This is a genomic window from Apibacter muscae (assembly GCF_007845595.1).
Classification (GTDB): domain Bacteria; phylum Bacteroidota; class Bacteroidia; order Flavobacteriales; family Weeksellaceae; genus Apibacter; species Apibacter muscae.
This window is the reverse complement of record NZ_SELI01000017.1, coordinates 141,231-153,159: the sequence shown is the minus strand read 5'-3', so window position 1 is coordinate 153,159 and position 11,929 is coordinate 141,231. Positions and strand designations below refer to the sequence as shown.

14 protein-coding genes are annotated in these 11,929 nt (G+C 29.3%); 1 reads left to right on the top strand and 13 read right to left on the bottom strand.

The window, feature by feature from the left end; genetic code table 11:
• The first annotated feature begins 110 nt into the window (after nt 1-110).
• A complete protein-coding gene (locus tag ETU10_RS05200) occupies nt 111-1,037 on the top strand; it encodes a manganese-dependent inorganic pyrophosphatase (protein WP_146310402.1) in 927 nt (308 codons plus the stop codon).
• 67 nt (nt 1,038-1,104) lie between these two features.
• Here the strand turns inward: ETU10_RS05200 and tssD (ETU10_RS05195) are convergent, their stop codons facing one another.
• The 13 genes from tssD (ETU10_RS05195) to ETU10_RS05135 form a co-directional block, all read right to left on the bottom strand.
• Nucleotides 1,105-1,500: a type VI secretion system tube protein TssD gene (tssD, locus tag ETU10_RS05195; RefSeq protein WP_146262268.1), complete on the bottom strand. Its 396-nt coding sequence runs from the start codon at nt 1,498-1,500 to the stop codon at nt 1,105-1,107.
• Nucleotides 1,501-1,624: 124 nt separating this feature from the next.
• On the bottom strand, nt 1,625-2,011 hold the full coding sequence (gene tssD, locus ETU10_RS05190) for a type VI secretion system tube protein TssD (protein WP_146262269.1): 387 nt from the start codon (nt 2,009-2,011) through the stop codon (nt 1,625-1,627).
• 99 nt (nt 2,012-2,110) lie between these two features.
• Nucleotides 2,111-2,635 (bottom strand): type VI secretion system TssO, encoded by a 525-nt coding sequence (gene tssO / locus ETU10_RS05185; RefSeq protein ID WP_146310400.1) that lies wholly within the window; start codon nt 2,633-2,635, stop codon nt 2,111-2,113.
• Nucleotides 2,636-2,647: 12 nt separating this feature from the next.
• Nucleotides 2,648-3,808, bottom strand: a complete 1,161-nt coding sequence (locus ETU10_RS05180; RefSeq protein ID WP_146262271.1) for a hypothetical protein — start codon at nt 3,806-3,808, stop codon at nt 2,648-2,650.
• A 19-nt stretch (nt 3,809-3,827) separates the two neighbouring features.
• The gene (locus ETU10_RS05175) at nt 3,828-4,817 is read right to left on the bottom strand and encodes a TssN family type VI secretion system protein (protein ID WP_146262272.1); all 990 of its coding nucleotides are present in this window, start codon (nt 4,815-4,817) and stop codon (nt 3,828-3,830) included.
• Nucleotides 4,814-5,761 (bottom strand): type VI secretion system baseplate subunit TssG, encoded by a 948-nt coding sequence (locus ETU10_RS05170; RefSeq protein WP_146262273.1) that lies wholly within the window; start codon nt 5,759-5,761, stop codon nt 4,814-4,816. Before ETU10_RS05170 ends, ETU10_RS05175 begins: the two co-directional genes overlap by 4 nt.
• 5 nt (nt 5,762-5,766) lie before the next feature.
• Entirely contained in the window at nt 5,767-6,420 is a 654-nt protein-coding gene (locus ETU10_RS05165; protein ID WP_146310398.1) for a C40 family peptidase, read from the bottom strand.
• Nucleotides 6,417-8,270 carry a type VI secretion system baseplate subunit TssF gene (locus tag ETU10_RS05160; protein ID WP_146292671.1) on the bottom strand — a complete coding sequence of 618 codons (1,854 nt, stop codon included), beginning with the start codon at nt 8,268-8,270 and terminating at the stop codon, nt 6,417-6,419. The genes ETU10_RS05165 and ETU10_RS05160 overlap by 4 nt, the downstream gene beginning before the upstream one ends.
• A 3-nt stretch (nt 8,271-8,273) precedes the next feature.
• Nucleotides 8,274-8,708: a GPW/gp25 family protein gene (locus tag ETU10_RS05155; protein WP_146310396.1), complete on the bottom strand. Its 435-nt coding sequence runs from the start codon at nt 8,706-8,708 to the stop codon at nt 8,274-8,276.
• Between the two features lie 21 nt (nt 8,709-8,729).
• On the bottom strand, nt 8,730-9,443 hold the full coding sequence (locus tag ETU10_RS05150; protein WP_146310394.1) for a hypothetical protein: 714 nt from the start codon (nt 9,441-9,443) through the stop codon (nt 8,730-8,732).
• A 2-nt stretch (nt 9,444-9,445) separates the two neighbouring features.
• Complete coding sequence (locus tag ETU10_RS05145; protein WP_146310392.1) at nt 9,446-10,042, bottom strand: hypothetical protein; 597 nt, start codon at nt 10,040-10,042, stop codon at nt 9,446-9,448.
• 53 nt (nt 10,043-10,095) lie between these two features.
• Nucleotides 10,096-11,466 (bottom strand): DUF5458 family protein, encoded by a 1,371-nt coding sequence (locus tag ETU10_RS05140; RefSeq protein ID WP_146262279.1) that lies wholly within the window; start codon nt 11,464-11,466, stop codon nt 10,096-10,098.
• Between the two features lie 2 nt (nt 11,467-11,468).
• On the bottom strand, nt 11,469-11,915 hold the full coding sequence (locus tag ETU10_RS05135; RefSeq protein WP_146262280.1) for a hypothetical protein: 447 nt from the start codon (nt 11,913-11,915) through the stop codon (nt 11,469-11,471).
• Nucleotides 11,916-11,929 lie beyond the last annotated feature (14 nt).

Below are 11,929 nucleotides of genomic sequence, written 5' to 3'. Positions count from 1 at the left end.
CATTTTAAAACTCTAAAGCATTTTGTCTCTCATTTTAAATCTATATTTTAAATGTATATTTGTATATTGATTTTAAACACCTAAATTATTTGATAATCTAAATTTAATTTATGAATAAAATACTGGTTATTGGACATTTAAATCCTGATACAGATTCAATTACCTCAGCAATTTCTTTTTCTTTTCTTCAAAATCAGTTAGGGAAAAATACTGAAGCAGTTGCATTAGGAGAATGTAACGAGGAAACATTATTTGCTTTAAACTATTTCAAGTTTGATGCTCCTAGAATTATTGATCGTGCTTCTAATGATACTAAAGATGTAATGCTTGTAGATCATAATGAGTTTCAACAGGCTGTTTCTGATATTTCAGAATTGAATATTCTTGCAGTTATTGATCATCATAGAATTGCTAATTTTCAAACTGCCTCTCCTTTATATTATCGTGCAGAAGCTGTTGGGTGTACACAAACTATAATTTTAAAAATTTTTAAAGAAAATAGTATTGCTATACCTAAAAATATAGCAGGATTAATGCTCTCAGGTATTATCTCTGATACTTTACTTTTTAAATCTCCAACCTGCACGGAAGAAGATGTAAGAGCTGCCAAGGAATTAAGCTCTATCGCAGAAGTTGATATTAATAGTTATGGATTAGATTTACTAAAGGCAGGGACTAATCTATCCAATAAAACTGCTGAACAGCTCATTCATTTAGATGCTAAGTCTTTTGAAGTTCATGGAAAAAAAATTGTTGTATCGCAAGTCAATGCTATAGATTTTTCTGATATTTTATCGAGAAAAAATGAAATCCTTGATGTACTAAACCATACAATTTCTGAATCTTCCTTGGATTTATTTGTTTTTGTTATTACAAATATTTTAGAGGGTGACTCTAAAATGATTTCTGCTGGCAGTCTAATAAACGAATGTGAGAAAGCTTTTAATACTAAATTTATTGATAACGAGGCTTTTTTAAAGGGTGTAGTTTCTAGAAAAAAACAAATTATTCCGTCATTGATGGATGCATTATCATAATACTTACCTATAAAAAAAGGCTTTTATAATATATAAAAGCCTTTTAACAAGTATAAATTTTATTTAATTAACTGATTTTCCAACTATTTTCAAATCCTACCGTACAGATGGAAAGTTTTTTTGCAGAAATAAGTAATTTTATTTTCATGGGTTGATCATTGATAGCATCAAATTCTTCTGAAAATTCAATACAATATCCCTTTTCAAATTTAACTTCTTGCAATTTACTCATTGCATCTCTCCTATAAAAGACTATAACTGCATCTTTGGTTTTTTCAGATGATAGCATCCATTCTATAAAAGTAGGTTTACCACTACTTTCAATGGTTAATAAAATTTTTCCTCCTTTACAAGATCCTTGAGGTTTTCCTGCATTATCTATGTTTTGATAGAAATCATATTTACACTGTAAAACATTGTAAGTATCTCCTTCCATCTCTAATTTTGCTAAAAAAGACGACATATAAATTTTTATCTTAGGGATTATTAATATTACAAGAGAAGGGAGCTTAAAACTCCCTTCTCAATTACTCTTTAAGATAAAAGAGTTAAAAGTTTTTTACTAAAAGCTAACTTTTAGGTATAAATTATACCCATTCGTTTACATGCTCTCCAGTTCCCATTTTAATAGTTTTGGCGGAAATTGTGAAAGTTTCAGTTAATGGATTTGATCCAATTGAATCAAAATTTTCTCTGTATTTTACTACATAACCATCAGTAAAGTTTAATTCTTTTAATGTTGCATCAGAATCTCTTTTGATGAAAACTACTTTACCATCTTTTCTTTCGAAACTATTAGTCATCCATTCGAAAACATCAGTTTCTCCAGTAGATTCTACAGTAACTTCAATTCTTCCTCCTCTAGTTTGAGAAGATGGACGACCCGTTGGATCTGTTTCTTGAGCTAAAGAATAATTAACATTTAGTACATTGTACGTTTTTCCAGCTACTTCTAATTTTGCTTTAAATGACATAATAAATAAATTTAAATTAAATAATTTTAGTTATAATACAAATATAAGTACATTTTTCATATTTTTTAAAATCCACAATTGTTAAAAAAAAGTTAATTCTTAATCTTTTTTATTTAACATTCTGCAAATATCTAAGTCTCTTTTCATTAGCTCAATTTGCTTTTTGTAAGTGACAATCTGTGCCAATAAAGTATCTATTTCTGATTTACTTTGACCGTAAGTTTTAATTGTTTTTTTTGCATCAATTAATGACCTGCTTGTTAGCAAAAAATTCTTGTAAAGCAGTCCTCTTCTTACACTGTCTTCTTTAGGTATTCCTTGTTCTATTTCTATAATTTTATTTATAGCTTTTTGTTGAAAATAGAAACTTGTGTTTAGATCTTGTTTAGGTAAATCGATAGAATCAATAAATTTTTTTAAATCTTCCATTTGATTTTCAAACCTAGCTTGGTATCTAAATTCAGTTATAAGCGCTTTATTTTCTTTTTTTAGTTGAGCATTTTCTCTTTTAGGCAGATATATATTGTAAAACAATGCCCATATTATGATTAATGTTGTAATTAAAAATAGACTTATAAAAATTATAAATGAAATAAATCTTTCTTTTTTATTTAGTATTTCCATCGGTTAATTTATTTATTCATCAAAAAATCTACTCCTTTTATTTTTTTCAATCGGATCATTTTCTAATCTTTCTTTTACAAATATTCCAGTATCATTTCTTTTTCCTATAAAGTCTAATTTATTTAGTGAAATAAATAATTGCTCTATGGTTTGCATAAATTTATCTACTTGTGTTAATGTTTTATCTATTTGTATATGGTTGTATCCAACATTCACTAAATCTGTAAATAAAACTTCAAAATCTCCTTGAGATAATCCACACCATTCTGCTAAATAGTTAAGTAATTCTTCCTTCCCTGCTCCTGATTTAGCATCTACGTAATTCTTCATAATTCTTGCTAAACGGACTATTTTATCAAACATAAATGCCGGAGTAGAATAAAGCCCCATCCAACGTAAGGAATTTATCTCATTCCCTAAATACGTAATTATTATTTCCGACAACTTCAATACCATTACCGCTAGTTCATTGGTTTGCTGTTTCCTGTTTATTTTTTGGGCTATTTGTACGGCTAATAATTCTAATTGTCCCATGAATCGATCAATTCTGGTATGAGCATCAATTAATTCTTTATGACTGTTTGTCATCGTACAAGGAGGTATATAGTTTGGCTGTAAACGGGTTTGATCTCTATTTACAAGTATTTTCCCCACCGTTAATTGAAAGGATTTATGGGCCGCTTGCTGTGAACTTTGTCCTTCTAATTCTAAATGCAATCTATAAGTGGGATGTAAAAATGGATATCTTGGAGGGTTTTCTTCTGGATCTAATTCTCCGAAAGGAATCTGTTCTACCGGATTTACAACAATATTTGCTAATAAAACTAATTCTGTTCCTTGTTCTATGTCATAGACTGCTTCCGGATAAGGCATTTGTGTATCAATAGCATTGTCTTTCGAACTAATCTCTATTCTTGATCCATTAGGAGTTATGGCGTGGCATTCTTCAACTTTTACTCTTAGTAGCTTATGGTTATCTATAACTAGGGATAATTTAATGGACTCCAAAGGGGTTTGTACGGGTAATAAGCCGTAGCTTATAGGGGTTACATGGCTCCCTATTGCATCTCTTGTTACATCTGCAAAATTTTCTTGCATAGCTATGAAATGAGATTTATTTATCTTCATTCCATCTACCCAATTCACGGGAAATTTACTTAATTTTTCTAGCATGGCAGGGATTTATCTTTAATTAAATATTTTTATTTTCTTTTTTTTTAGATTTAGATTTAGCTTTTTCCTCTCCTTCAATTTCCTTCTCCATATATTTTAATCCTTCTTCAGCATCGATTAATGGAGGGGTTCTTTGGCATATAATTACACTATTCTCTTCTATACTATTCATATATAAAGGATAATCAGGTCTTATAAATTTTGCAAATCCTAGATACTTTGATTTTAAATAAAATACCCAGTGCTGTCTTTCTCCGTCTGTATCATTTAACTTTATGGTATCGTCAGGATTTCTAATGTTGTAGTCATTAACAAAATGATAAAATAAACGACCAAAATCCATTCTTATTGGAGCTTTTGCTCTAAACTCTGTTCGTACATCTGATTCAGGATTTTTGTAAAATACAAAGGTTACTACGAGCATATCTCTATAATCGCTATTTAATGGATCAGGAAATGAATGATCTTCGGGAAATTTCCAAGTTTTATATATCTTAGGAGGTACTGAAATTGTGGATTCAAATGTTAAAAATATTAAAGAGGGCACTATAAAAAATACCGTAGAACCTGCCATTGTATAAGCATAAGTATTTCCTTTTACAATTGTAAAAACGAGTACAAAAGGTATTATATTAAAAACAAATATTAGTAGAGTAAACAATCCTTCTACCCAACTCTGCTTTATGCTTCTTTTTTCAAATCTATTAAAATATACTCGATATAAATAGGTATGCGTAACCCCAACCATAAAAAATATAGTTTGATAGAAAACTAAAATATTATCCAATTGGTTATTAAATATTTCTGAAGAACCTATAAAGGTTATTAATGAAACTCCTAAAAATAATACTATCAGATAAGTTATATACTTGGATTTATATTTTTGTTTAAAATCGCCTACTTTAGACCCGAAAAAAATTGTTAATAGTGTAAAAACAATTAAGATCACAATTATTCCAACTATAATTGTAGGGTCTATTAAGTCTTTAAAATAAGTTCTAAAATTCATATTCTTGTAGTTATACCTAATACGGCTGTCTTATTAAAATCAAATATTTCTTCTTCTTTATTAAGTAAAATTGTTGTTTTTACATCTATCTCCATCGGTAAAAAAAATTCGTAAAATAATTCTAAGAATTTTTTCATTTTCCCTTCGTGAATATATTCTGCAAATGATGTTTTTTTTAGCTCTCCTATTCTAAATTCCAGATATAATGAATAATCTAAATAAGCACTACCTGAAATCATGTCTAATCCTAAACGACAATCGCCCAAAGTTATATCTTGTTCGGTGCTGGATTGTTCTTTATATGTTTGTTCTGCAATTTCAACCTTTTCTTCAATTAAATAACTTAGACAATGGATTGTTAGTTCTAAATTCCCGACTATTTGATTGGTGTAAGGAAGTATTCTAATGAGTTTAGACATTAATATTTCTGGAAGATCTCTGTCTAAATTCCAAAATTCATAAAAGAAATCTATGGGCTTAGATCCGTTTAGTTCTAATAATATTTCTTTCTCTTTATTTTCTCTTTCAATAGATTTAAGGAAGAATTCATTTTCAAAAGGTAGAAAGAATTTTCTGGCATATTCTTCTTCTACTTTATGAGTTTTGTACTCTTGGGTCATTTCATCTACACTTATTTTCTGCCTATTTTTTTCAGAGGCATGAAATAATCCTTGTGGGAGTGTATCAAAAATTCCGTCTCTAGAGAGATTTATTTTAACAAATTGAGTGGTATCAAAATTAAAATCAACGATTTCTGCGCCTAAAACGTCTTTTCTAAATGGTCTTTTAAATTGTCCTTTAAAATCTACCAGAAAATTTCTATCCTCTTCTTTAATCTTATGGATTAATTCTGATACTATAACTTCTGCTCTTAAATCATCTGTTAAAGAGTTTATTCTGTTTTTAAGTATTTCTTGAATAGTATGTTTTTCTGTATTTTCCATTTTATTTAGTTGGACTCATTATCTTCCGATAATATTAATCTTCCAGCAGATATATATCTTAATTGAAAATAGTCATTATTAAAATCGGATATTATTAAGCCATCTCTCTTTGATGTGGTTAGAACTCTGTTATTCTTCAAATAAACAGCAACGTCTGAAACTGGACTGTCTTTACCATATCTAAAAAATAAGATGTCTCCTTCTTCTAAATATTTTCTTCCGGTAAATAAACTTACTTGATTGGATTTAAACATTCCCATAGCGTTTGAGGGTAGCTTAATTTTGTAAGTATATTGATACAATGCACTTACAAATGGCGCCATATTTAGACTATCTCGGGTAAATCCTTCACCGGAATATTTTGTTCCCAGCCATTGGTCTATAAAATCATAAAATTTATAATTTTTAACTTCTTGTGGTTTAACTCCTAAGACAATAGAATACTTTTCTTTTAAGTATACTTCCCTATCGGTTAAGTTCATTTCATATTCCTGATTTAAGGTGTCTAAAATGCTATACTTATATTTAGGTACATTCAGACTTTTCTCAATATCCTGTTGGTTATAAACAAGTTTAAAAGGTATATCTTTATAATATCGACTTCTACAGGACATTACAAAGAAGAAAATTAATAACAATACTACTAATATTTTTTTCATTTTACAATTAATCTATATGGATATACATTGGATGATACGTAATCTAATTTATGTAAGAGGTTATCACATAAGTATTGCCATTCAAAATCTGATACCTGATATTCTGCTTTATCATTTCTTGTTAAAACTATATCAATGGTTCTTACAAATCCTTTGTTGGTTGATGAATCTACTTTGGTTCCTTTTCGGACTTCAACTGATGAGATTGAGAATTTGAAATGATTTAAACAGAACGTTTTTATATCTGCAAATGTTACCACTCTACCTCTAGTTAGTAATGCTTCTCTATAAGAAATAATTTTTTCTTGTGTGCTTAGTCTTGTTTTTCCTCCTACTGATGTACTTATTAACATAGCTGAATTTGGAACAAAATCCCCTGCCAATACACCATCTAATCGAGTCCCAACTCTTAAATCATTGGCATCTTCTCCGCTTGTTACCCAATAGGTAATAGTAAACATATCATTATCTCCTTTCGTTTCTGGTGATTTTGGTCTTATAATGACGTAAGGAAAACTAGTTTTAGTGAATTTTTTTTCTTTTATATGTTGTTCTAAAGTTGCAATTAATTGATTCACCTCTCTTATCGTTCCGTCTATAAAATCTCCTCCAATCACCGTAAAGGATGCACTTTCGTCTTTTAGAAGTTCAATGAGATATTGTATTAGTTCCGAGGCATTACGTTCATCAAAACGGGTAACTCCTGTATGTCTTAGCGTGGCATCTCCTATTTCTAAATTACCTTCTGAAAACTCTTTTATATGATACTTAAATCCTCTGGAATCATGGATGATTCCTAAATCTAGGAATGTATCATCAGAGGAAAGGGGGATATAGTTTATAAATGAATCTATAGTTTGACTTTGATTTAATAATTTTTTGTTTAAAACAGGGATAGAATTAACATAAAGCATTACGTTCTCCAATATATCATTGATCACCACTTCTGGAAATTGGATTTTTATCCATACAATATCTCCACTTTCCTGAATATTTAAATTTTTATCTTTAAATGTTTCTTCTAATTCTTTAGGTAAATCAAAAATTCCTTCTTCTTCTAGTGATATATCCTCTTCTAAATGTATGAATTTATCTGCATAGAAGTTATTTACATCTGTATATAATTGATTTATTTTGTTGTAATTTTTATTTACAACGGCATCTATATCTATTTTAAAATTTGGAACATTATATCCTTCTTTAAAGGATACTTGTTTATTGTTTATGTAGAATTTGGCTTGTTTTAAATAGTTATAAAATACTTCTCTTTGAGAAATGTTTCTGATATCTGTAAAAAACATTAATTTTTCAATGACTGTTTCATCCTTAGGACATTTTAATCCTAACCAAAGTTCACCTGGAGATAAATGTGATTTTATTTTACCTAATGGATCTTTGTGTATGATTCTTTTTAAAGAAAATAAGGAATTTCCATAGGCTAAATATTCTAAGGATGCTTGGGTTAATTTGAAAGGCAAGGTAGGTCCAAAACATATTTCTTTAACTGTAGGATTTAGTGGATCATAAATGTTTTGAATTGTTTTTTTACATTGAAATTGGTGCTCTAACGAAATTGTAAAATTATTTTCTAGAGGAACTACATGCATGATAGAACGCGCGGGAATTACTCCCGTTTTATTTTCCGGAGACATGATCTCTAGCAATCTTTCAATAATTCTAGATCGTGAATTGTTTAGCTCCGCTGATATTTTTTCAAGTTCAGAACTACAGGCTTCCAAAAGTAAGGATACGATTGGATCAAAAGAGGTTTCTAGCTCACTATCTGTATATCCCCAGGTTTGTGCTGCTCTACGTAGTATTCTGTCTTTAATTCTTTCTTGTGTATCCATAATTTATACGTAAGATAAGGGTCCTAAGTAGAACTCAGATTTATATACAAATGGTCTATTTGTTTTTTTTATAAAGCCATTAATTAAGGCAACCACTCCTTTTTTTACTCTATATGAGTTGCTTAATGCTGCAACTCTTCCAACTCCAATGGTAACTACAATTTCAGTTACTTCCAGCCTGCCTTCGTGCATTTTTAATGCATCTTTGATATTGTTTTTAATTCTATCTCTTAAAGAATTATCGTCTGATAAAAGATCAAAATCCATTTCCCAAACTTTACATCCAAATAATTCTTGGAATTTGCATTCTCCAAAAGAAGTTGTTACTATTAAATCTATATATTGCATAATTGACTTTTCAAGATTTGTTTTTTCCAAATCTTTTTTTTCAATTATATCTTTAAAATTTAATGGTTTTTTATAGTATATGCCGTACATAACTCAATGGTTCTTATCTTATTATAAATAAATAATTTTATTTATTCTTCCTCTTTTATCTAATTGATATTCTTTTATATGGTCTGATCTTTTAATCAAGTTGATTTCTACTTTGGGGGTTATCTGAACAAATTTTTCTCTATAAGATATATCTCCCATAAACTTTTGCCCTTCATTATGGTCAACGATATAGAAAAAATGATTGGTCTCGATTGTGTTAAAAAAATTGGGTGGCAATTTCCCTGCAACTAGTGTCGCAGATTCTTTATTCCTTAAAAGACTATACGATAAGTAATCCTGTTTTTTAGTTCTATATTTAGATACCTCAAATTTTTCAATTTTAGAGGTTAATGGTTCAAAAGTTAAAACAGGAATATTGTACATCTTTTTTTTCAAAATATTTAAGCCTAAAAAAGAAAAACCTCCGATTTCTTCATTTTTTAGCTTATTAAATAATAATGAATCTCTGGTTACTTCATAATAAGTCTTTTCTTCTGTTTTATCATCAGTTACCATCATCTTATAGGTCGGAATTTTAACTTTATTTAAAATTCCTTTTTGAACTTCTAACTCTACTTCATTTATTTTTTCATCTGAAATAGTTATGGATATGGTGTGCTGTCTTAAAGCAGAGTCGAACTCAGCCATTTTTTCCCTTTCTCCATTTCCTGTGTACATGGATGATCCTGCATTATCTGTAATTGAAAGAGATAAACCTAGTTGAGGTATTGGCATGTTTATTTATATTTAAAATTTTGATACCTTAGGCATTGTAATTCATCTCTGAATTTTTCTGATTTTTCATCTGTTAAATGAAATTCAAAATCTTCATCAAAAGTCAAAACTTTTAAACTTTTCACATATCCTTGCTCTAATTTCTTAATATCTTTATGGGTAATTTCACCTATAAATATACCGTCACAATTGGGCTTGTATATATTGTTTATTCTATATCGATAATCATTATCCAATATAAATTCTAAAACTTCGTCTTGTTTTAGGCAAGTGTTAAATTTAAACAATTTAATATATAAAAAGGGCTTGGTTCCTTTTCTTTTACCTAACTGAAAAACTCCATATTCTTTCTTATCATTGTAGGCTCTTTCGTAATAAGGTTCTGCATATATATATGGACGATTCTTTAAATAATCTATTTTCCTATTGTTTAATGTAAATAGAGAATTACAATCCACTACTCTTGTAACTAATGTATCCTCAGAAATAGTTATTAATTCATGGTCCGAGGTATCAAGAATTTGTTCTTGAGAATGTAGATGTATAAAATTAATTAATAGAATCGGTAAAATTATATTGCTTATAATCCTTTTAAACATACTATTGTTTTTAAAAGAAAGGAGAAATTATCTCCTTTCTTATGTAGTTTAATTTATTTTTGTTCGTATTCAGTATCCCATTCGTTACCATCGTCTCCTTTATGTCCATCCATTTTTATTAGGAAGTTTTTAGCCGGGAAATATGGTTTCATATGTATATCCAAATAAATTCTATCTTTTTGTACGGGATCTTGTTCAAATCTTCTTACTTCAAAGTTTTCAATTAATTTATCAGGACCGGTGATTCCATCTAAAAATCTTACGATCTGATTCATAATTTCTTTTCTTGTTTTAGCGGTAAAGTTTTCAAATGCTCTACGGTTTAAAAAGTCCATTAAAACTTTTGTAACATAGTCAAAAACACGCACAACTGAATAGGTTTGTAATCCTAAGTTATCACCGTTAAATAATGTTTTTCCAGAGAAAGCCATTACTTTACCGTACTCATTAACCATAGGAATTAATCCCATATTTTCAAGATTTGCAATTTCACTTTTTTTCAAGTCAAATTTAACTCCGTCAACCTCGTTAATTCCCCCGAATTTTTTACCAGCTGTAACTTGGGACATTAAAGTTTTATATATTTTTCCTGCTAGTGCTGCGGATGGTGGTACATATAAATCATCAATTTCTTCAATTTCATCAAATTTACCTCTACCCACTAGCCAATTACAAGTCATTAAAACGTTTGATCTGTAGATATCTCCACCTGTTAAATAAGCTTCGTCAAACATTTCCATAACATCGTCCGGTTCGTCTAAATGAGCAAAATCCGTTACTAACATAACTTTATTTTGATGTGCTATTTTTGCCCATTTTTCAACCACTTTGTTTCCGCCTAAATAACCAGGAATTACTAACAATCCATAGTTGTTTTTAAGGTCTAATCTATCGTAGTTATCTACCAATTCATTATGTATAGCATCAATAAAACGAGTATTATCTAAATCTGTTAATTGATCCATCTCTGCATTAACAATAGATACATTTTTTATTTTGTCTTGTTCCGTATTTTTATAAAACAAGGCAATAGTTCTATATGCTTTTTCTAACTCTTCTGTTTCTTTTACAGCAGTAGCTAAGTTTTTAAGCAAAGTTTTTTCTGCTACTTTACTCTTATCTTCGCTTTGAGCTACCATGTCAGTAAGGTTGTTATTCCCTTTTAATACTTCCAACCATAACTCTAAAGTTTTTTTAAGGGCAGTTCTTTCATTGGTTTTGCTTGAATCTCCTAAAAATATTTGACGTCTTGCCTTTCTTTCCGGATTCATGTTTTGCACATTTTCAATGGCTGATTCTAATAAATCAAATCCACCGAATTTGGCTAATTTATCAATTCCTTTTTGAACATCTGCTTTTCTTCCGGTTTCTACTACGGAAACCCCTTTGGTTTGAACCTGAGTTTTTATTTCGTCTTTAGGCATGATTATTTCTGATTTAATTCATTAATTAACCCCTCGATTGATTCCATTAAAGCCTCTTTAGCATCTGGATCTTCTAAGGCTGCTTTTAATATTTTGTTAGTTTTTAATTGTTTAATTATTTTTTGATATTGCTCTTTTTCCATTTTTAAATCTGTTAGGAAATTGCTTTGGGCAGTTATCCCTTTGATTCCAAAATCTCCTAAGTTTTTAAATTTTAACTCTTCGAATTTTGTTGCTCCTTCTGCATCTTCAAAATTAACTTTAACTTCTGGCTTAAAATGTTCAAAAACTTGTTCAACGGTATTTAAACCTTCAACAATCTCAGGTTTTACAGGTGGATTTCCTGTTAATTTTTGTGCTATTAATGTTCTGTTTTGAGCGATCTCTAGTATCGCTTCATTTGCATCTAATGGGACTTCATTCCCACCTATTCCAAAATTTGACAACATAGAATTTTATTTTT

Excerpts from the sequence above, each read along its gene's own strand:
- ETU10_RS05200 (WP_146310402.1), top strand. The coding sequence starts at position 111 with ATGAATAAAATACTGGTTATTGGACATTTAAATCCTGATACAGATTCA.
- tssD (WP_146262268.1), bottom strand. The coding sequence starts at position 1,500 with ATGTCGTCTTTTTTAGCAAAATTAGAGATGGAAGGAGATACTTACAAT.
- tssD (WP_146262269.1), bottom strand. The coding sequence starts at position 2,011 with ATGTCATTTAAAGCAAAATTAGAAGTAGCTGGAAAAACGTACAATGTA.
- tssO (WP_146310400.1), bottom strand. The coding sequence starts at position 2,635 with ATGGAAATACTAAATAAAAAAGAAAGATTTATTTCATTTATAATTTTT.
- ETU10_RS05180 (WP_146262271.1), bottom strand. The coding sequence starts at position 3,808 with ATGCTAGAAAAATTAAGTAAATTTCCCGTGAATTGGGTAGATGGAATG.
- ETU10_RS05175 (WP_146262272.1), bottom strand. The coding sequence starts at position 4,817 with ATGAATTTTAGAACTTATTTTAAAGACTTAATAGACCCTACAATTATA.
- ETU10_RS05170 (WP_146262273.1), bottom strand. The coding sequence starts at position 5,761 with ATGGAAAATACAGAAAAACATACTATTCAAGAAATACTTAAAAACAGA.
- ETU10_RS05165 (WP_146310398.1), bottom strand. The coding sequence starts at position 6,420 with ATGAAAAAAATATTAGTAGTATTGTTATTAATTTTCTTCTTTGTAATG.
- ETU10_RS05160 (WP_146292671.1), bottom strand. The coding sequence starts at position 8,270 with ATGGATACACAAGAAAGAATTAAAGACAGAATACTACGTAGAGCAGCA.
- ETU10_RS05155 (WP_146310396.1), bottom strand. The coding sequence starts at position 8,708 with ATGTACGGCATATACTATAAAAAACCATTAAATTTTAAAGATATAATT.
- ETU10_RS05150 (WP_146310394.1), bottom strand. The coding sequence starts at position 9,443 with ATGCCAATACCTCAACTAGGTTTATCTCTTTCAATTACAGATAATGCA.
- ETU10_RS05145 (WP_146310392.1), bottom strand. The coding sequence starts at position 10,042 with ATGTTTAAAAGGATTATAAGCAATATAATTTTACCGATTCTATTAATT.
- ETU10_RS05140 (WP_146262279.1), bottom strand. The coding sequence starts at position 11,466 with ATGCCTAAAGACGAAATAAAAACTCAGGTTCAAACCAAAGGGGTTTCC.
- ETU10_RS05135 (WP_146262280.1), bottom strand. The coding sequence starts at position 11,915 with ATGTTGTCAAATTTTGGAATAGGTGGGAATGAAGTCCCATTAGATGCA.